The organism is Microvirga terrae (assembly GCF_013307435.2).
Lineage (GTDB): Bacteria > Pseudomonadota > Alphaproteobacteria > Rhizobiales > Beijerinckiaceae > Microvirga > Microvirga terrae.
On record NZ_CP102845.1, the window covers coordinates 1,646,297 to 1,664,976 of the forward strand.

16 protein-coding genes are annotated in these 18,680 nt (G+C 66.7%); 12 read left to right on the forward strand and 4 right to left on the reverse strand.

Annotated elements, in window-relative coordinates:
• Positions 1–54: 54 nt before the first annotated feature.
• Genes HPT29_RS07780 through HPT29_RS07805 form a run of 6 tightly spaced genes read left to right on the forward strand, consistent with a single transcriptional unit; the run spans position 55 to position 6,915 of the window.
• Entirely contained in the window at positions 55–705 is a 651-nt protein-coding gene (locus tag HPT29_RS07780) for a cytochrome c3 family protein (RefSeq protein ID WP_173948369.1), read from the forward strand.
• 5 nt (positions 706–710) lie between these two features.
• Positions 711–3,623, forward strand: a complete 2,913-nt coding sequence (locus HPT29_RS07785; RefSeq protein WP_173948370.1) for a TAT-variant-translocated molybdopterin oxidoreductase — start codon at positions 711–713, stop codon at positions 3,621–3,623.
• 4 nt (positions 3,624–3,627) lie between these two features.
• On the forward strand, positions 3,628–4,941 hold the full coding sequence (nrfD, locus tag HPT29_RS07790) for an NrfD/PsrC family molybdoenzyme membrane anchor subunit (protein ID WP_173948371.1): 1,314 nt from the start codon (positions 3,628–3,630) through the stop codon (positions 4,939–4,941).
• Entirely contained in the window at positions 4,938–5,477 is a 540-nt protein-coding gene (locus HPT29_RS07795; protein WP_173948372.1) for a DUF3341 domain-containing protein, read from the forward strand. The genes nrfD and HPT29_RS07795 overlap by 4 nt, the downstream gene beginning before the upstream one ends.
• Entirely contained in the window at positions 5,468–5,968 is a 501-nt protein-coding gene (locus HPT29_RS07800; RefSeq protein ID WP_173948373.1) for a c-type cytochrome, read from the forward strand. Before HPT29_RS07795 ends, HPT29_RS07800 begins: the two co-directional genes overlap by 10 nt.
• Positions 5,965–6,915, forward strand: coding sequence for a hypothetical protein (locus HPT29_RS07805; RefSeq protein ID WP_173948374.1), 951 nt, complete (start codon positions 5,965–5,967; stop codon positions 6,913–6,915). Before HPT29_RS07800 ends, HPT29_RS07805 begins: the two co-directional genes overlap by 4 nt.
• On the opposite strand, the gene HPT29_RS07810 is transcribed toward HPT29_RS07805, so the two are convergent.
• Both HPT29_RS07810 and HPT29_RS07815 read right to left on the reverse strand, forming a co-directional pair.
• The gene (locus HPT29_RS07810; protein ID WP_173948375.1) at positions 6,912–7,454 is read right to left on the reverse strand and encodes a c-type cytochrome; all 543 of its coding nucleotides are present in this window, start codon (positions 7,452–7,454) and stop codon (positions 6,912–6,914) included. The genes HPT29_RS07805 and HPT29_RS07810 overlap by 4 nt on opposite strands.
• On the reverse strand, positions 7,451–8,431 hold the full coding sequence (locus HPT29_RS07815; protein ID WP_173948376.1) for a cytochrome c oxidase assembly protein: 981 nt from the start codon (positions 8,429–8,431) through the stop codon (positions 7,451–7,453). Before HPT29_RS07815 ends, HPT29_RS07810 begins: the two co-directional genes overlap by 4 nt.
• 45 nt (positions 8,432–8,476) lie before the next feature.
• Between HPT29_RS07815 and coxB the strand changes: the two genes are divergently transcribed.
• The 4 genes from coxB to HPT29_RS07835 are packed head-to-tail and all read left to right on the forward strand — an operon-like array spanning position 8,477 to position 12,981.
• Positions 8,477–9,505: a cytochrome c oxidase subunit II gene (gene coxB / locus HPT29_RS07820; protein ID WP_259060512.1), complete on the forward strand. Its 1,029-nt coding sequence runs from the start codon at positions 8,477–8,479 to the stop codon at positions 9,503–9,505.
• Positions 9,502–12,069, forward strand: a complete 2,568-nt coding sequence (locus HPT29_RS07825; protein ID WP_173948378.1) for a cbb3-type cytochrome c oxidase subunit I — start codon at positions 9,502–9,504, stop codon at positions 12,067–12,069. Before coxB ends, HPT29_RS07825 begins: the two co-directional genes overlap by 4 nt.
• A 2-nt stretch (positions 12,070–12,071) precedes the next feature.
• Positions 12,072–12,428 carry a hypothetical protein gene (locus tag HPT29_RS07830; protein WP_173948379.1) on the forward strand — a complete coding sequence of 119 codons (357 nt, stop codon included), beginning with the start codon at positions 12,072–12,074 and terminating at the stop codon, positions 12,426–12,428.
• A gap of 25 nt (positions 12,429–12,453) precedes the next feature.
• On the forward strand, positions 12,454–12,981 hold the full coding sequence (locus tag HPT29_RS07835; protein ID WP_173948380.1) for a DUF421 domain-containing protein: 528 nt from the start codon (positions 12,454–12,456) through the stop codon (positions 12,979–12,981).
• A gap of 5 nt (positions 12,982–12,986) precedes the next feature.
• On the opposite strand, the gene rhaI is transcribed toward HPT29_RS07835, so the two are convergent.
• Together rhaI and HPT29_RS07845 are read right to left on the reverse strand one after the other, a co-directional pair.
• Positions 12,987–14,282 (reverse strand): L-rhamnose catabolism isomerase, encoded by a 1,296-nt coding sequence (rhaI, locus tag HPT29_RS07840; protein ID WP_173948381.1) that lies wholly within the window; start codon positions 14,280–14,282, stop codon positions 12,987–12,989.
• Between the two features lie 128 nt (positions 14,283–14,410).
• Positions 14,411–16,516 carry a bifunctional rhamnulose-1-phosphate aldolase/short-chain dehydrogenase gene (locus HPT29_RS07845; protein WP_173948382.1) on the reverse strand — a complete coding sequence of 702 codons (2,106 nt, stop codon included), beginning with the start codon at positions 16,514–16,516 and terminating at the stop codon, positions 14,411–14,413.
• A gap of 242 nt (positions 16,517–16,758) precedes the next feature.
• Between HPT29_RS07845 and HPT29_RS07850 the strand changes: the two genes are divergently transcribed.
• Positions 16,759–17,571, forward strand: coding sequence for a DeoR/GlpR family DNA-binding transcription regulator (locus HPT29_RS07850; protein WP_173948383.1), 813 nt, complete (start codon positions 16,759–16,761; stop codon positions 17,569–17,571).
• A gap of 36 nt (positions 17,572–17,607) precedes the next feature.
• Entirely contained in the window at positions 17,608–18,603 is a 996-nt protein-coding gene (gene rhaS / locus HPT29_RS07855; RefSeq protein WP_173948384.1) for a rhamnose ABC transporter substrate-binding protein, read from the forward strand.
• The last annotated feature ends 77 nt before the right edge of the window (positions 18,604–18,680 follow it).

Sequence of the window (18,680 nt, forward strand, 5' to 3'; positions counted from 1 at the left end):
AAGCTTTATTTCGGGCGCACGGCCTGATCCAGCAAAGGGTGCGCGGCACAGGCGATGGCGCAGCTCTTCACACCGGCGGCCACCACTCTGTTTCGGGTGGTGATCGTGCTCCTAGGTCTGAGCGCCGTAGCGGCCGGCTGCATAGCCTATGTCTGGGCACGCTCCGACAGCACCTGGAATGTCGGAAAGGCGGCGCCGCAGCCGGTGCCTTTCCGGCATGATCTCCACAGCGGTTCCCTCGGCATCGACTGCCGGTATTGCCACGCGACCGTGGAGCGCGCGGCGGATGCCGGCATGCCCTCCGCCCAGACCTGCATGTCGTGCCATTCGCAGGTATGGGTGGGAGCAAGCGTCCTCGAGCCGGTCCGATCGAGCTTCGTCCTCGGTCAGCCGATCGAATGGACGTCCGTTCATCGCCTGCCGGACTACGCCTATTTCCATCACGCCGCTCACGTGACCAAGGGTGTTGCCTGCGAGACCTGCCACGGCCGCGTGGATCAGATGCCGAAGACGGTGAAGTCCCAGACCATGTCCATGGGATGGTGCCTTGATTGCCATCGCGATCCCGTGCCGAATCTGCGGCCGCGCGAGGCGGTGTTCGCGACCGGATATGAGGCGCATGGCCAGAACCTGCCCGAGGACGTGCGTACATTCTATGAGGAGGCTTCGCGACGCCTCACCAGCTGCAACACCTGCCACCGGTAGAAGCGATGCGTGAGGAACCACCATTCGATGTCGATGCCGTGCGGGTCCGCCTTGCGACGGAGAAGGGACCCACGCTCTGGCGCAGCCTGGAGGAGCTCGCCGATCGGCCGGAGGTTCTCCGGCATATCGAGGCCGAGTTTCCCGACATCGTGCGGGCCTCCGCCATCGACCGGCGGACCCTGCTCCGGCTGATGAGCGCATCCTTGGCCTTGGGAGGCCTCGCGGCCTGCAATGGCAGTGGATCCGGCAGCAACGCACCGCTCCTGTCGCTGAGCCGCAACATGCCCGGTCATACGCCCGGGGTGCCGCTCACCGTAGCCACGTCGATGGCGCTCAACGGCCTTGGTCGGGGCGTCCTCGTCAAGACCCAGGAGGGGCGGCCGATCAAGATCGAGGGCAACCCCCTACATCCGGCAAGCCTCGGCGCGACGGATGTGTTCGCCCAGGCGGAGATTCTGTCCCTCTACGACCCGGATCGATCAGACACTCCGCTCCAGAACGGCTCTGCGAGAAGCTGGGAGGAGCTCACGGGCTTCATCCGACCTGTGCGCAACGATCTCGTCGTGTCGGAGGGAGGGGGATTGCACATCCTGATGCCGCCGACCTCGTCGCCGACCCTGCACCGGCTTATGGCACAAGCGCGGCAGCTCTTTCCATTTGCGAAGTTCCATGAGTTCTCACCCGTCGACGACGGCTGCCGGCGAGACGCCGCCATAGAGTCGTTCGGCCGGGATCTGGATTTCGTTTACGATCTGACCCGGGCCGACATCATCGTGACGCTCGGGGGCGATCTGTTCGCCGAGGAGCCGGGGCACCTGCGCTATGCCGCGGATTTCCAGACACGGCGGCGGGTGCAGGAGCGCGCTCTGCCGCGTCTCTACGCCGTCGAGACGCGGTTGAGCCTCACCGGCGCTCGCGCGGAGGAGCGCCTTCCGGTTAGGCCGAGAGATTTCCAACCCTTCGTTCAAGCTCTTGCGGCTGCTCTGAAAATCGGCGTTGCGTCGACGTCCGAAACGCATCCGGCCATCCTGAAGCTGGCGGATGCGTTGCGCCAGGCGGGATCGCGCAGCCTCGTCGTGGCAGGGCGCGAGCAGCCGACCCGGATTCATGCTCTCGTGCATGCGATCAATGCCCGGCTCGGCGCGTTCGGCACCACGATCCGCGCCATCGAACCGGTCAGGCCGGCAATGGCCGAAATGCGGACGCTGCCCGATCTGGCGCAGGCCATCGAGGCCGGCGAAGTGTCCCGTCTCGTCATTCTTGGTGGAAATCCGGTCTATGCCGCTCCAGCGGACATCGACCTGGCCTCGCTGGTGAGGCGCGTTCCGCTGTCGCTTCATCTCGGCCCGCATTGCGACGAGACGGCGGCCGTCTGCCAGTGGCATATCCCCGAGGCGCATCCGCTCGAAAGCTGGGGCGACCTGCGGGCCTTCGATGGCACGGTCGGCTTGAGGCAGCCCGCAACGATGCCGCTCAAGCCGGGGCTGAGCCAGGAAGAGTTCCTCGGCCTCATGGCTGGTCAGAACCTGACCGGTCAGGCGCTGGTCCAGGCCACGTGGCGTGAGGCCTGGGGCGAGGGCTTCGAGGAACGCTGGGCCCGCGCGCTCGAAGACGGAATGATCGAGGGCTCGGCCGCCCCGACGGTCGCATTGACCGAACGGTTCGATCTGACAGCTGAAATGGCAGTTCCTTCCATATCCAGTGGGATCGACGTGGTGTTCGCTCCCGATCCGTCCGTCTGGGACGGCACCTACGCGAATAACGGCTGGCTGCAGGAGCTGCCGAAGCCCCTGACGAAGCAGGTCTGGGGCAATGCGGCGCTTCTCGCGCCCGAGACCGCAGCCGTCTTCGGCCTGTCCTCGGGCGATGCCGTCGATCTCGCAGTCGACGGGAGGACGATCCGGGTGCCGGTGTGGATCATGCCGGGCCATGCGCCCGGCGCGGTGACGCTGACCCTGGGCTACGGCCGCCAGCGCGCCGGCAGGATCGGCGACGGCATCGGGTTCGACGCCTATGCGGTACGCCCCTCCCGGCGCCCCTGGATCGCCACCGGCGAGATCAGGAAGGCCGGCGAGCGGATCCCGGTCATCTCGACCCAGCAGCACCATTCCCTGCAGGGCCGCGACATCGTGCGGGTGGTCGCCCCCGATCAGGCGCCGGCTCGGGAGCAGGAGGCGCAGCCCTCGCTCTATCCGGAATGGCCCTACGAGGGCCATGCCTGGGGGATGGCGATCGACCTCGATGCCTGCATCGGCTGCAACGCCTGCGTCATCGCCTGCCAGGCCGAGAACAACATCGCAGTCGTCGGGCCGGACGAGGTGGCGAAGGGGCGGGAGATGCACTGGCTGCGGGTCGACCGGTACCATGCGGGCGATCCCGCCAATCCCGCGACCTATTTCCAGCCCGTGCCCTGCATGCATTGCGAGAAGGCGCCCTGCGAGGTGGTCTGCCCGGTCAACGCCACGGTGCATTCGTCGGAGGGGCTCAACGACATGGTCTACAACCGCTGCATCGGCACGAGGACCTGCTCGAACAACTGCCCCTACAAAGTGCGGCGCTTCAACTTCCTCGATTATCGGGGCACGGACTACACGGCCTCGCCCGAGGCCATGAACCCGCAGGTGACGGTCCGCGACCGCGGCGTCATGGAGAAATGCACCTATTGCGTCCAGCGCATCGGGGCGGCCCGCGCCGATGCGCGGGTCGAGGACAGGCCCCTGCGCGACGGCGAGGTGGCGACGGCCTGCCAGCAGGCCTGCCCGACGCAAGCCATCGTGTTCGGGGACGTGAACGATCCCGCAAGCGCCGTGAGCCGCCTCAAGCGGAGCCCGCGCAATTATGCCCTGCTCGGCGAGCTCAACACCAAGCCGCGCACGACCTATCTCGCCCGCATCGAGCCCTCCAGCGAGAATGGGTAGCCCAATGAGCGGTAGAGCCCAGGCGGTGACGAGCACGGTCGCGGACGTTGCGCTGTCCCGCCGGTTCGGCTGGGTCTGGTGGATCGCGCTTCTCGCCTCGGGAGCGCTCGTGCTGCTGCTGGGCTACACGCTGATCTCGGTAGCGATCCTCGGAGTCGGCGTCTGGGGGGTGAACATTCCCTTCGTCTGGGGCTTCGACCTCATCAACTATGCCTGGTGGATCGGCATCGCCAACGGGGCGAGCCTGTTCGCAGCCATCCTGGTGCTGCGTCGCCACGGTCTGCGCACGGCCGTCAACCGCTTCGCCGAAGGCGTGGCGTTCTTCGCCGTCATCTGCGCGGGCATTTTCCCGATCGTCCATCTCGGGCGTCCCTGGCTGTTCTACTGGGTGTTTCCCTATCCGGCGACGTTCCAGGTCTGGCCGCAGTTCCGCAGCACCCTGACCTGGGACTTCTGGGCCATCAGCACCCATGCCATCGTGACGAGCCTGCTCTGGTATGTCGGCCTCATTCCCGACCTCGCGACCCTGCGCGACCGCGCCCGAACCCGGGCGGCGAAGCGGGTCTATGGCGTGTTCGCCCTCGGCTGGCGCGGCTCGGTCCGCCACTGGGCCTATCATCAGCGCGCGTACCGCCTCGTGGCCATCCTGGTGCTGCCCCTGATCCTCATCATGCAGAGCACGGTGGCGTTCGAGTTCGCCGTGACCCTGGTGCCCGACTGGCACGAGACGCGCCAGCCGCTGCATTTCGTGGCCACCGGCCTGGCTCAAGGGTTGTCGATCGTGCTGCTCGTGGCGGTTCTGCTGCGCTGGGGGCTGCGGCTGGGACGCTACATTGACGAGGAGGACGTCGATCTCCTGGGCCGGCTCGTCCTCGCGAGCGCCCTCGTGTCCGGCTATCTCTATCTCGACGAGATCGCGTCCGCGCTTCTGGCCGAGCGCATCCCGCAGGAAGCCACCTTCAACCGCATCACGGGTGATTACGCGGGCCTCTACTGGATGTCCATCGTCTACAGCATCGTGATCCCGCAGCTTCTCTGGCTCAAGGCCGCGCGTCAGAGCACCGTCGCGGGGATCTTCGTCGGAATCTCCATCGGGGTCGGAATCTGGTTCGACCGCTTCTCGATCATCATCGGCGGCCTCCAGACGGACTACCTGCCCTCCATCTGGCGAACCTACGCGCCGACGCTTCCGGAAACAGGCCTGTTCCTCGGGACCCTGGGGTTGTTCGCGGCTCTCTTGCTGCTGTTCGTGCGCTTCCTCCCCGTGGTCTCCATGTTCGAGACCCGCCACGACGAGCACGAGGAGGCCTCCTCATGACGCAGGCTCCCTACGGCGTCATGGCCGAATTCAAGACGCCCGACGCCCTTCTGGCGGCCGTCAGATCCGCCAAGCGCGCCGGCTACACGCGGTTCGATGCCTACAGTCCGTTCCCGCTGCCGGATCTCGCCGAGGAGCTCGGCGTCCGCACCACCGTCATTCCCTGGATCGCCTTCGTGGCGGGCCTGATCGGCGCCGGCCTTCAATACGGCGCCCAGTACTGGATGAACGCCGTCGACTATCCCTTGAACGTCGGCGGCCGGCCGCTGGACAGCTGGCCGGCCTTCATCCCGGCGACGCTGATCGTGGCGATCCTCTGGGCCGGGGCCGCGACCCTGATCGGGCTGCTCCTGATTCTGCGGCTGCCGCGGCTCCATCATCCCGTCTTCGCCGTTCACGGTTTCGAGCGGGCGTCCAACGACCGCTTCTTCCTCTGCATTCTCGGCGACGATCCGCTCTTCGAGGACAACGAGACCCGCGGCTTCCTGGAGGCCCAGTCGCCGATGATCGTGCGGGAGGTTCCCGCATGCGGCTGATCTTGAGCCTCGTCGGCCTGGGTCTTCTCCTGGCCGCCTGCGATACCGGCACCGAGGAGCGGAATGCCGTCGCGTCCACGCGGACCGTTCAGAGACCCTACCAGGCGCTGCCGCCGGGCACCGTCGCCCGGGGAACGGCCGCCCGGCAGGCGGCCCTGGAACCGCCCGGGCCTGAACCGACGCCACAACTCCTCGCACGGGGCGAGGAGAGGTTCCGGGTGTTCTGCTCACCCTGCCACGGGATCAGCGGGCGCGGCGACGGAACCGTGGTCTCGCGCGGCTTTGCGCCGCCGCCCTCCTATCACGAGGAGAGGCTGCGCGGCCTGACGCCCGAGCAGATCGTCCAGGTGATCACCCACGGCAAGGGCCGGATGTTTCCTTACGCGGACCGCGTGCCGCCCGAGGAGCGCTGGGCCATAGCGCATCACGTGAAGCGGTTGCAGGAGCGGGACGCCGATGCACCCGAGGCTTCGGAGGCCGGAACCCCATGAGCCTCATCGACGCCTTCTACGTCGCGTTCATCGGCCTGTCGGGGTTCGCCATGGGCAGCCTCGCGGTACTGATGATCGGCCACGTCATGAGCGAGCACTGGCTCGCCCCGGTGCGAGCCGAGGTGGAGGCCGCCGCCCTCACGGTGCCGCTCCTGATGCTCCTCGGCGTGCCGCTCGCCTTCGGCCTCGGGGAGATCTTTCCCTGGGTCGGCGGGCGAGCCGGCCTGCCGCCCCTTCGGGCCGCGTTCCTGAGCCCTGGCTTCTTCCTCCTGAGGAGCGCCGCCTATCTGACGGTCTGCGCCGGGCTGGCCCTCTGGCTGATCCGCGCCCGGAACGTGCGCCGGGCGAGCGCTGTCGGGCTCGCGCTCCTGACGCCGATCATGAGCTTTGCGGCCTATGACTGGGTTCTGTCCCGGGAGCCGCATTGGTGGTCGAGCCTCTTCGGCTTCGCCTTCGGGCTGAGCCAGGCCCTGGCCGCCCTCGCACTCGCGATCCTCGTCACGCTGCTCAGGCCGGAGCCTGCCTCGCCGGCGCGCATGAAGAGCCTGGAGCGCGCCTTACTGACATTGGCGCTTGTCACCCTGTGGACATGGTTCGCGCAGTTCATCATCGTCTGGCTGGCCAACCTGCCGGATGGCGCCGCGTGGTACATGAGGCGGTCGGATGCCGGGAGTCTCACCCTTCTCAAAGGAGCCTACGGGCTGATGCTGGCCGCCATCGTGGTGCTGGTGCCGTCCGGCGTCAGCCGGGCCGGCATGATCGCCGGAAGCGCGCTGGCGCTCCTCTACCACGGCGCCCACACACTCTGGATCCTCCAGCCCGAGAAGGATCCGTCATGGGCCGATCTCGGCGTGATCCTCGGGGCTGCGATCGTCTGGTTTGCGGCATTCGCGGCCGTGATGCGACTTCGTCCGACCTACGCCGAGGAAGCGGCGGCGGAACCCTAACTTTTGGCGCCAGAGCCGATGGGGGTATTCGGGATGAGGCGGCGCGTGCGCGGCTCCGTTTCCGACGGATCGGAGGCCGGCCGCGGCGGATCGATTATCGTGTCGTCCGGCTCGCGGAGCGGGAGCGGGGGATCGGGGGGATAGACCGGCGCCCGGTCGGCGCTGCGGCTGTAGAGATAGCTTGCGATGTGGCGGGCCTCCGCCTCCGTCACGCCTTGGGTCGGCATGCCGGTGCGGGGCTTCAGGGCGACGGGGTCGACGAGCCAGGCGATCAGGTTCGGCGGGGTGTTCGGCAGGAACCCGGCGAGAAGGTGCTGGCGGGCATAATCCTTCAGCTCGGGCCCGACCCGGCCTCTCGCCCCTCTGACGCCGTCGATCGCGTGACAGGTGCCGCAGCCATAGGATTGGATCAGGGCGCGTCCCCGTTCGGGTTCGCCATCGGCGATCTTCATGGCGGACCCATCCTGCGACTCGCTGCAGGCGGCGATCCCCGCAAGAATCGGGACGAGGGAGAGGCAGGTCAGTGCGCGCCGGATCATGGGCTCTGCTTGAGAAGTTTCGGTGAGGCAACCGGCGGGCGCATTCTCCGTTCCCGGCCCGGGGCCGTCACCAGCCGGAGCGCCATGATCAGGCCGGCCAGGAGATAGATGCCGCACATGGGAAGGGACATGATCGCGCCGGCCAATTGCTGATCCTCCAGGGCGCTCAGGCCCCAGGCGGCAGTGTCGGGCGAGTGATAGAGCGCCTCGCGGGCGAAGCTGAGGAGGGCGCTCAGGAGGCCGCTCTGCAGCAGCGTGACGAAGCACGCGATCAGGGCGGCAGCCGCCCCTTGGCGCCCCGACCGGGCCTTGATGATCGCGCGCCAGAACAGGAGCGCGGTGCCGAAGAAGAGAACATGCTCGAGCCAGTGAAGCCGGTCCGACGCGAGCGCGGCGTCGAAGAGCGCCGGGCTGTGCCAGATCCACAGGGTCGCCATGTGGATCATGGCGGCCGGGATCGGTTTCGCGCAGGGCGCGAGTAGGGCGAACGCCGCTCTCGTCGGTCCGTTGCGCGCCAGCCCGCGCCGCCAGGAAGCGGGCAGGGCCCAGAGCCAGGGCACCTCCGGCTTGCCGAGCACGAGGAGCGGCGGCGCGACCGCGATCAGGAGGATGTGCTGCACCATGTGGGCCGACAGGAGCGGCTTGGAGAGCCCCTCCAGCGGTGAGAGAAGCGCGACCGCCAGCACGAGGATTCCTGCGGCGAAGGAGAGGACCTGCGCCAGGCCGAATCCCGGCAGGAACCGGCCGAGCTGCGCGCGCAGGCGCCATGTGCCGAGGACGAACAGCAGGCTCGAAGCCGCGAGCGGAATCGTGACGAGAGGATCGACCGACCAGGAATGCCAGAGATCGCCCGGGCCGTGAGGAGCCGTGCCATGGGCGAGGGCCGGGCCGCTGGACAGGAGCGCGGCCGCAACCGCGAGGCGCGGCGCGGCTTTCGGCCATTTCCGACAGGACGTTTCGCGGGAACCAAGTCTCACGGCCAAGCTTATCCGTTCAGGGCATGCAGCACCCATGTAGGGCGGATGGATCTCGAAGCGACACGGCAGGGCCCTGCGGGGCGGCTGCGCACGGCGATGGCGCGTGCGGCCGTCGTCGCGTGCGCGCTCTCCCTCATGGGTTGCGACGGGGTTCAGTCGGCGCTCGATCCAGCCGGCGGCGACGCGCTTCGGATCTACCGGCTCACGCTCGTGATGACGATCGGCGGCAGTCTGATCTTTCTTCTCGTCACCGGGCTCCTGCTCTATGCGATCTTCGCCGCGCCGGAGCGCCGGGTCTGGCTCGGCAGCCGCAGGACGGTGATCATCGGCGGGCTCGCCTTTCCCATCGTGGTTCTGTCCGGTCTTCTGCCCTATGGGCTCATCGTCATGCGCGACACGGACGTCCCGAGGTCGGGCGCGCTCCCCGTCGAGGTGATCGGCGAGCAGTACTGGTGGCGTGTGAAATATCCGGCCGAGCAGGAGAGGGCCGAGTTCTCCACGGCGAACGAGCTCGTCGTTCCCGTCGGCCGGCCCGTGACGGTGTCGGTCACCGCCGCCGACGTGATCCACAGCTTCTGGATCCCGAATTTCGGCGGCAAGGTCGACATGATCCCGGGGCGCGTCAACCGCCTCAACTTCACGGCCGAGCGACCGGGAACCTATCGCGGCGTCTGCGCCGAGTTCTGCGGCGACCAGCATGCCCGCATGGCCTTCGACGTGGTGGCGCTGGAGCCCGATGCCTTCGCGGCTTGGCGCGATGAGCAGGCCAACCCCGCCCGGGAGCCGGACCTTCCCGACCGGGCGCGGGGCCGGGAGCTGTTCCGCGCCGGAGGATGCGGCTCGTGCCATGTGGTGCGCGGGACCGAGGCCGATGGGGCGTTCGGTCCGGATCTGACCCATGTGGGCAGCCGCCGCACCATCGGGGCCGGCCAGTTTCCGAACAATGTCGGCACGCTCGCCGGCTGGATCGCCAACACGCAGCACATCAAGCCGGGCGTCAGGATGCCGTCCTACGGGTCGTTCACGGGCGAGGACCTGCGGGCGCTGGCCGGGTATCTGGAGAGCTTGAAATGAATGTGTCCGAGCGCCCCGGATCCTTCGCCCCGCAGGAGCCCGATCTCCCCAATCCGCTGCCGCGCCCGGCAGGCGAGTTCGAGGCGCTCGAGAGGGCCTGGAAGGCTCCGCGCGGCCTCAGCTTCATCACGGCCGTCAACAACACCTATGTGGGCCTGTGGTATGTCGGCACGGCGTTCCTGTTCTTCATCCTGGCGGGCATCCTCGCGCTGATCATGCGCGCGCAGCTCGCGGCCCCGGAAAGCGATCTCGTCGGACACGATCTCTACAACCAGCTCTTCACCATGCACGGCACGGTGATGATGTTCCTCTTCGCGGTGCCGGCCGTCGAGGCCGCGAGCGTCTATCTCCTGCCCAACATGCAGGCGGCGCGCGACCTGCCGTTCCCGCGTCTGTCGGCCTATGCCTTCTGGGCTTATTTCGTCGGCGGGCTCGTGTTCTTCGGCACGATCTTCTTCGGCCTGTCGCCCAATGGCGGCTGGTTCATGTATCCGCCGCTCACCGGCAGCAAGTACTCGCCGGCCGAGAACGCCGACTGGTGGCTGCTCGGCATCGGCTTCATCGAGATTTCGGCCATCGCGGGCGCCATCGAGATCATCGTGGGCGTGATGAAGACCCGGGCGGTCGGCATGAGCCTCGACAAGCTGCCGGTCTATTCCTGGGCCATGCTCGTCTTCGCCGTGATGATCGTCATCGGGTTTCCGGCGATCATCCTGGGCACGCTGCTGCTCGAGATGGAGCGCGCCTTCGACTGGCCGTTCTTCATCGCCGAGAGGGGCGGGGATCCGCTGCTGTGGCAGCACCTGTTCTGGTTCTTCGGCCACCCGGAGGTCTACATCATCTTCCTGCCGGCGACCGGCATGGTGTCGATGATCGTGCCCGCCATGGCGCAGACGCCGCTGGTCGGCTACCGCCTGATCGTGCTGGCGCTCATCGCCACGGGGTTCCTCTCCTTCGGCCTGTGGGTGCACCACATGTTCGCCACCGGCCTGCCGAAGATGTCGCTGAGCTTCTTCTCGGCGGCCAGCACGGCCGTGTCGGTGCCGAGCGGCATCCAGGTCTTCGCGTGGATCGCCACCATCGCGTCCGGGCGCATGAAGCTCACCACGCCGTCGCTCTTCATCATCGGGTTCCTGTTCATCTTCACCCTCGGCGGCCTCACCGGCGTGATGGTCGCCATGGCGCCGTTCGACTGGCAGGCGCATGACAGCTACTTCGTCGTGGCGCACCTGCATTACGTGCTCATCGGTGGCATGGTGTTCCCGCTCTTCGCCGCCTTCTATTACTGGGTGCCGGTGGCGAGCAAACGCCCCCTGTCCGAGCGGCTCGGGCGCTGGGTGTTCGGCCTGATGTTCCTCGGCGTGAACGTCACGTTCCTGCCGATGCACGTCACCGGTCTCATTGGCATGCCGCGGCGCGTCTATACCTATCCGGTCGGCATGGGATGGGACGCGCTCAACCTGGTCTCGACCGTCGGGGCCTTCATGATCGCCGCGGGCGTCGCGGTCTTCCTCGTCGATCTGGCACGCAACTTCCGCTTCGCCGGCGAGGACAATGCCGGCAACATCTGGAACGCCAGCACCCTCGAATGGCTGCCGAACGGCAACTACAACACGCGCAGCATTCCCTCGGTCGTCAGCCGCGATCCGCTCTGGGATCAGCCCAACCTGTCGAAACACGTGGAGGACGGCCGCTACTACCTGCCCGGAACCGCCACGGGCGGGCGCGAGGCGCTGGTCACGAGCCCGTTCGATGCGACGCCGCAATACATCCTGCAGGTTCCCGGCCCCGGATGGCAGCCCGTGCTGGCGGCCGTGTTCACGGCGGCGTTCTTCCTGCTCCTGACGGTGAAGTTCGTGCTCACGTCCGTGGTCTGCGGCGTGATCGCGGTCGGCTGCGTGATCTGGTGGCTGTGGGAGACCGATCCCGGCCCCGTCCGCCCGCCCGCCGATATCGGCGGCGGCATCGTGGTGCCGGTCTACGTCACCGGCCCGATGAACCATTCCTGGTGGGCGATGATCGTCCTCATGGTGGTGTGCGGCATGGTGTTCACCTGCCTGATCTTCTCCTACCTGTTCCTGTGGCTCGTGAATCCCGGCGCCTGGCCGCCTCAGGGCATCGAGCCCCCGGAGCGTCTCTGGCCCCTCGTGTCGGCTGCGCTCTACATCGCCAGCGCGGCACTGATCGTCGTGGCCAGCCGCATCTTGAGGGGCGACGACCGCCGCAGCCCGCGCGCCGTGCCGATCCTCATCGCGGTGGCGCTCCTGCTCGTGTCCGGCGCGTCGGCGGCGGACCTGTGGGCGCAATGGCGGACGGGCTTGAGCCCCTCGGCCCATGCCTACGGGGCCGCGGTCTACGCCATCGTGTCCCTACAGATCTTCTTCGTGCTGACGACGCTCGTCATGGGGCTCTACACCATCGCCCGCTGGCTCGCCGGCCGGCTCGACAGCATCCGCCGGACCACCTTCGACAATACGATGCTGTTCTGGTCCTACACGGTCGGCCAGGGCCTGGTCGGCCTGGCGGTCGTCCACGGCTTCCCGCGCCTGATCGGAGGGCCCTGAGCATGATCGGCAGGCGGACCGGACAGGTTGTGCTGATGCTGGCCGGGCTCCTCGCATGGGCGGTCCAGTTCACCATCATCTACGGGGCGACGTCGACCCTCTGCGGCCTCGACCGGGCGGACGCGACGCTCCTCGGGATCGGGAATGTTCAGGCCGTCGTCCTGGCGACGACGCTCGCGGCCTTCCTGGCCGCCGCCGGTGCGCTGGCTTGGTTGCTGTGGGCTCAGAAGCGAACAAGCGACCAGGCGGCCCCGGCGGATCGCTTCATGACCCAGGCGGGAGCGCTGATCGGCGGCTTCTCGCTGATCGCGATCCTGTGGCAGGGACTTCCCGCCCTCATCCTTCCGGCTTGCGCGTGAGGCGCACCATGCACGAGGCTCGACCATGATCAACTGGCAGGAGATGTTCATCCCGGTTCACTCGATCCCCGAGATCATCCTGCGCGGGACGATGACCTACATCATGCTGTTCCTGATCCTGCGGTTCCTGCTCAAGCGGCAGACCGGCGTGATCGGGGTCGCGGATCTTCTCGTGATCGTCCTCATCGCCGACGCGGCGCAGAACGCCATGGCGAACGAATACAAGTCGATCACCGAGGGCGGCCTTCTCGTCCTCACCATCGTGTTCTGGAACTACGCGATCGACTGGCTCGGCTTCCACTTCCCGGCCTTCCAGCGTTTCACGCGGCCGTCGCCGCTCCTGCTGATCGAGAACGGCAAGATGCTGCCGAAAAACATGCGGCAGGAGATGATCACCACGGAGGAGCTCACCAGCCAGCTGCGGGAGCAGGGCGTTGAGCACTGCTCCGACGTGAAGAAGGCCTATATCGAGGGCGACGGGACGATCAGCGTCATCCGGAAGGACAAGGGCGAGACCGGCGGCAATGACGGGTCGCTGAAGGGGATCACCTGACCCCGTCAGACGATGCCCCCGCTGCCGCCGGCGACGGCCGGTCGTTCCTTGGCGACCATCTGGCGGTAGCCGCTCGCCCGGTAGGCGGCGATCGGGTCGATGGCGCCGCCGGCCTGCAGGCGCGCCATGGCGAGGATCGGCTCGACGTCCGTCCGGTAGGCCGCCTTCAGGGTCTCGGACGCCATCAGGGCGTCGTTGTCGTCCTGGTAGCCCTCGAGGGCCTTCCGGTTCACGAGAAGCGCCTGGGCGTAGGCGCGGCGGATCTCGTTGGCGCTGCGGATCAGGCTCTCGATCGGATCGGTCACGTTGTGCGACTGGTCGATCATGTGGGCCGGGTGGAAGTCCTGCGCCCCGCGCTGCTCGGCATCCACCAGTTCGTTGAACACCAGGAAGAGGCGGTGAGGGTCGATCGCGCCCGCATCGAGGTCGTCGTCGCCGTATTTCGAATCGTTGAAGTGGAAGCCGCCGAGCTTCCTGAACTGGATCAGGCGCGCCACGATCATCTCGATGTTGACGTTCGGCGCATGGTGGCCGAGGTCGACGAGGCAAGAGGCCTTCTCGCCGAGCTCCGTCGCGATCAGGTAGTTGGTGCCCCAATCCTGCACGACGGTGGAGTAGAAGGCCGGCTCGTACATCTTGTGCTCGGAGAAGATGCGCCAATCCTCAGGCAGCTGCTGATAGATCGTCTTCATCGAGTCGAGATAGCGCTCGAAGCTCCGGGTGAAGTTCGTCTGGCCCGGGAAGTTCGAGCCGTCGCCGATCCACACGGTCAGGGCCTTGGAGCCGATCGCCCGGCCGATCTCGATGCACTCGATGTTGTGCTCGATAGCCTGCCGACGCGTCGCGGCGTCCGTGTGGCTCAGGGAGCCGAACTTGTAGCTCTTCTCCTGGCCCGGCGCATCCGAGAAGGTGTTGGAATTCATCGCGTCGAAGCCGAGACCCAGGGCGTCGCCATGGGTCTTGAGCCGCCGCGGATCGTCGACCTTGTCCCACGGGATGTGGAGCGACACGGTGGGGGTCGCCCGGGTGAGCTGCTGGATGACCGCGCAATCATCGAGCTTGTCGAAGATGTTGCGCGGCTCGCCGATGCCGGGAAAGCGCGCGAACCGCGTGCCGCCCGTGCCGACGCCCCAGGAGGGAACCGCCACGAAGAACTGCGCGACCTTGCCGGTGACGGCGTCGATGTCGAGGCCGTCGCGGGCGAGCCGGGCGCCCAGCGCCTCGTAATCCGCCTTCAAGGCGCTCATGCGGGTCTCGTTGTCGGCCGAGACGGTCCCTTGCGCGATCCTGTATTCGGTCATGGCGTTCTCCCTGGAGCATCGGACCCAAGCGTGGATCCACCCTCGGGATCCGATCCAATGCTCGATTCCTTGAGCAGCGCATCGTGCGGAGCGGCCCTCCGGGTCGGCACGATGCGCTGGTGCGGATTCTATCGCGTGAACGACGTCGCGTTGCCCGCATCCACGTTGATGATGTTGCCGGTCGACTTCGCCGATAGGTCGGATGCGAGGAAGTAGATCGCCTCGGCAATGTCCTCCGGGAAGACGTTCAGCTTCAGCAGGGAGCGCTTGCGGTAATGCTCCTCCAGCTCGTCGACGGCGAGCTTCGACGAGGCGGCGCGCTGCTCGCGCCATTCGCCGGTCCAGATCTTGGAGCCGCGCAGCACGGCGTCGGGGTTGACCGTGTTCACGCGGATGCCGGCGTCTGCCCCCTCCAGGGCCAGGCAGCGGGCGAGGTGGATCTCCGCCGCCTTCGCGGTGCAATAGGCCGAGGCGTTGGGCGAGGAGGCGAGCCCGTTCTTCGACGAGACGAAGACCACGTTGCCGCCGAGCTTCTGGCGCCGGAACAGGCGGAAGGCCTCCCGCGAGACGAGGAAATAGCCCGTCGCCAGAATGTCGATGTTGCGGTTCCACATCGCCAGGTCGGTGTCCTCGACGGGCGCCGAGGAGGCGATGCCGGCATTGGACACGAGGATGTCGATGCCGCCGAATTCGACGCTGGCCTCGATGAAGGAGGATAGGACTTCCGGCTCGCTCGTGACGTTGAGCGTCACGCCGCGCACGGAATCCTGCCCGTAACGCTTGGAGAAATCCTCCACCGTGCCGGTCAGCGAATCCTGATCGATGTCCGCCAGCACCACGCAGGCGCCCTCAGTCACCAGCCGCTCGGCCGTGGCTCGGCCGATGCCGCCGGCGCCGCCGGTGATGAAGGCCACGCGGCCCGCAAGGCTCTTGGGCTTCGGCATGCGCTGGAGCTTGGCTTCTTCGAGCAGCCAGTACTCGATGTCGAAGGCTTCCTGCTCGGGAAGACCCTGATACTCGGACACCGAGGAGGCACCGCGCATCACGTTGATGGCATTGACGTAGAACTCGCTCGCGATGCGCGCCGTCGCCTTGTCGCGGGCGAAGGACAGCATGCCGACGCCGGGGATCAGGAAGATCACCGGGTTGGGATCGCGCATCTTCGGGCTGTTCGGGTGCTTCGACTGCTCGTAGTAGCGGGTGTAATCGGCCCGGTAGGCTTCGAGCGCCGCATTGAGACCGGCGAGAACCGCGTCGACGTCCGGCGCCTTCGGGTCGAAGTCGAGCACGAGCGGGCGGATCTTCGTGCGCAGGAAGTGGTCGGGGCAGCTTGTGCCGAGCTGGGCCAGGGGCTTCAGGTCGGCCGAGTTGACGAATTCGAGCACCGCATCCTGGTCGTCGAAATGACCGAGCTTGCGCTCCGCCTGGCCGATCCTGCCGCGGATCTCCGGCATCAGGCGCGCGGCGATCCTGCGGCGCTCGTCGCGCGCGAGGCTCGACGTCACGGCGCCGCCGAAGACCGGCTTGCCGGCCGTCCTTTCGGCGAACCACTGGATGGCCCGGTTGATGATGCGCAGGGTCAGCGCGTAGCATTCCTTGGCGTCGTCCGCCCAGGTGAAGAGGCCGTGGCTCTCGAGCACCACGCCCTTGGCATCGGGATTAGCCCTGGCGAAAGCCTCCAGATCGAGGCCGAGCTGGAATCCGGGGCGGCGCCAGGGGAGCCAGCCGATCTCGTCGCCGAAGATCTCCCGGGTCAGCTCGCGCGAATTCCTGGACGCGGCGATCGCGATGATCGCATCGGGATGCATGTGATCCACATGCTTGTAGGGCAGGAAGCCGTGGAGCGGCGTGTCGATGGACGCCGCCCGCGTGTTGAGATTGAACGTGGCATGGGGCAGGAAGCCGACCATGCGGTCCTCGTCCTCGACGCTCTTGTAGAGGGTCTTCAGGGAGCGCAGCTTGTCCATGTAGAGGGTCGCGAAGCCGTCGAGCTTGATCGTGCCCACGTCGCCGCCCGACCCCTTGACCCAGAGCACCTCGGCCTTCTCGCCCGTGAGCGGATCGGTCTCGATCACCTTGGCCGAGGTGTTGCCGCCGCCGTAATTGGTGATCCGCTTGTCGGCGCCGAGCAGATTGGAGCGGTAGAGCAGGAGGCCCGGCTCGTCGAGAGTGGCCGCCTTGGCGTCGTCCCAGTGATTGTCGAGGAGTTTGACGGCTTGGGTCGCGGTGTCCACGGTGTCCTCCTGATCGCTCGCGGGGGCGCAATCTGCCCCGATTTGAGCCGAAAGGTGGCGGGAGCCTCCGAGGATGTCAACCAGAAACGATCAAATATGATCATTTGCGATCATTATACGAAGGTCCTATCATTCTGTTGATTGACTGTGATCGGTTCGCGGCTCAGTCTCAGTCGGAACTTGCGTGAATGTGAAAGGTCCCTGATCCTTCCGATCATCGTAGCGCCGCCCGTCGAGGAACCATGCACGAACGTGAAAGGCACCGGATCATCCTGAGCGCCGTCCAGGAGAAGCCGGTCGCGACAGTCCAGGATCTCGTGGAGCTGACCTCCGCGTCGGAGGCCACGATCCGCCGCGACATCGCGGCCCTCCATGTTCAGGGGCGCCTGCGGCGCGTCCGCGGCGGCGCGGAGGCCCTTCACCCGGCCCAGATCGGCAGCCTCGCGGCCAAGCCCTTCCGCGTCTCGGAGGCGGAGAACATCGCCAAGAAGCGCGCCATCGCCCGCGAGGCCGTGGCTTTGTGCACCGAGGGCGACGCCATCATCATCAATGGCGGCACGACCACGTTCCAGATGGTGCATTACCTGTCGGCCCGGCGGCTGCAGGTCTTCACGAACTCGTTCGCTATCGCCGAGCACCTCGTCAAGCATTCCAAGAACCAGGTGATGCTGCCGGGCGGTTCGATCTATCGCGACCAGAGCATCATCCTCTCGCCGTTCGAGAACGACGTGACGCGCAACTTCTACGCACGCCGCATGTTCATGGGCGCCCAAGGCGTCGGCACGCTGGGCGTCATGGAGCAGGACGCCCTGATCATCCAGGCCGAGCAGAAGCTCATCAATCAGGCGGACGAGCTGGTCCTGATGGTGGATTCCACCAAGTTCCAGCGCCGCTCCAGCCTCATTCTCTGTCCCCTCGACAGGGTCTCCACGCTGATCACCGACGACGCCATCCCGGATTCGGCCAGGACCATGATCGAGAATGCGGGAATCAAGCTGATCATCGCCCGAACGACGGCGGCCGATCAGTCGATGGAATCCTCATCGGCGGCCTGAGAGCCGGCGAGAGGTGCTTTGAAAGGGAGGAAGAACATGAAAGCATTTGCGAAGCTCGCCCTCGGCACGGCACTCGGTCTGGCCCTGTTCGCCGGCCAGGCCAGCGCCCAGACCATGAAGATCGGCCTCGTGGCAAAATCCCTCGGCAACGGCTTCTTCGAAGCGGCCAACAAGGGCGCCCAGGAAGCCGCCAAGGAGCTGGGCGGCGTCGAGGTGATCTATACCGGTCCGACCAGCACGACCGCCGAAGGCCAGATCGAGGTGATCAACGCGCTCATCGCCCAGCGAGTCGACGCGATCGCGATCTCGGCCAACGATCCGGATGCGGTCGTCCCGGCGCTGAAACGGGCCGCGCAGCGCGGCATCAAGGTGATCTCGTGGGATTCCGCCGTCGGCAAGGACGGACGCATCGTTCACCTTAACCCGTCGTCGAACGAGCTGATCGGCAACATGTGCCTGAAGCTCGCCGCGTCCCATCTGCCTGACGGCAAGGGCGACTTCGCGATCCTGTCGGCGACCTCCACCTCGACCAACCAGAACACCTGGATCGCCGAGATGAAGAAGCAGCTTCCGAAATATCCGGGGTTGAACCTCGTCACCACCGTGTACGGTGACGATCTGGCCGACAAGAGCTACCGCGAAGCGCAGGGCCTGCTGAAGTCGCATCCGAACGTGAAGGTGATCGTCGCCCCGACCACGGTGGGCGTGCTCGCCGCCTCGCAGGTGGTGAAGGATGCCGGCAAGATCGGTCAGGTCTACGTGACGGGCCTCGGCCTTCCGTCCGAAATGGCCGGAGCCGTCCATTCCGGCGCTACGAAGGAATTCGCGATCTGGAACCCGATCGACCTCGGCTACTCGGCCACGCAGATCGCCTATCGCCTCGTGAAGGGCGAGACCGACGGCAAGCCCGGTTCCGAGATCAATGCCGGTCGCATGGGCAAGATCAAGATCGGCGACAACGGCGAGGCCGCCATGGCCGACCCCTTCGTCTACAACAAGAGCAACGTCGACGAGTTCGCCAAGATCTTCTGAGATCGCTTCAAGCCACACAGGGAGGGCGCAGCGATCCGCGTCCTCCCTGCACTCATCGGCGATTGACAGGCTTTTCC

Excerpts from the sequence above, each read along its gene's own strand:
- HPT29_RS07780 (WP_173948369.1), top strand. The coding sequence starts at position 55 with ATGGCGCAGCTCTTCACACCGGCGGCCACCACTCTGTTTCGGGTGGTG.
- HPT29_RS07785 (WP_173948370.1), top strand. The coding sequence starts at position 711 with ATGCGTGAGGAACCACCATTCGATGTCGATGCCGTGCGGGTCCGCCTT.
- nrfD (WP_173948371.1), top strand. The coding sequence starts at position 3,628 with ATGAGCGGTAGAGCCCAGGCGGTGACGAGCACGGTCGCGGACGTTGCG.
- HPT29_RS07795 (WP_173948372.1), top strand. The coding sequence starts at position 4,938 with ATGACGCAGGCTCCCTACGGCGTCATGGCCGAATTCAAGACGCCCGAC.
- HPT29_RS07800 (WP_173948373.1), top strand. The coding sequence starts at position 5,468 with ATGCGGCTGATCTTGAGCCTCGTCGGCCTGGGTCTTCTCCTGGCCGCC.
- HPT29_RS07805 (WP_173948374.1), top strand. The coding sequence starts at position 5,965 with ATGAGCCTCATCGACGCCTTCTACGTCGCGTTCATCGGCCTGTCGGGG.
- HPT29_RS07810 (WP_173948375.1), bottom strand. The coding sequence starts at position 7,454 with ATGATCCGGCGCGCACTGACCTGCCTCTCCCTCGTCCCGATTCTTGCG.
- coxB (WP_259060512.1), top strand. The coding sequence starts at position 8,477 with ATGGATCTCGAAGCGACACGGCAGGGCCCTGCGGGGCGGCTGCGCACG.
- HPT29_RS07825 (WP_173948378.1), top strand. The coding sequence starts at position 9,502 with ATGAATGTGTCCGAGCGCCCCGGATCCTTCGCCCCGCAGGAGCCCGAT.
- HPT29_RS07830 (WP_173948379.1), top strand. The coding sequence starts at position 12,072 with ATGATCGGCAGGCGGACCGGACAGGTTGTGCTGATGCTGGCCGGGCTC.
- HPT29_RS07835 (WP_173948380.1), top strand. The coding sequence starts at position 12,454 with ATGATCAACTGGCAGGAGATGTTCATCCCGGTTCACTCGATCCCCGAG.
- rhaI (WP_173948381.1), bottom strand. The coding sequence starts at position 14,282 with ATGACCGAATACAGGATCGCGCAAGGGACCGTCTCGGCCGACAACGAG.
- HPT29_RS07850 (WP_173948383.1), top strand. The coding sequence starts at position 16,759 with ATGCACGAACGTGAAAGGCACCGGATCATCCTGAGCGCCGTCCAGGAG.
- rhaS (WP_173948384.1), top strand. The coding sequence starts at position 17,608 with ATGAAAGCATTTGCGAAGCTCGCCCTCGGCACGGCACTCGGTCTGGCC.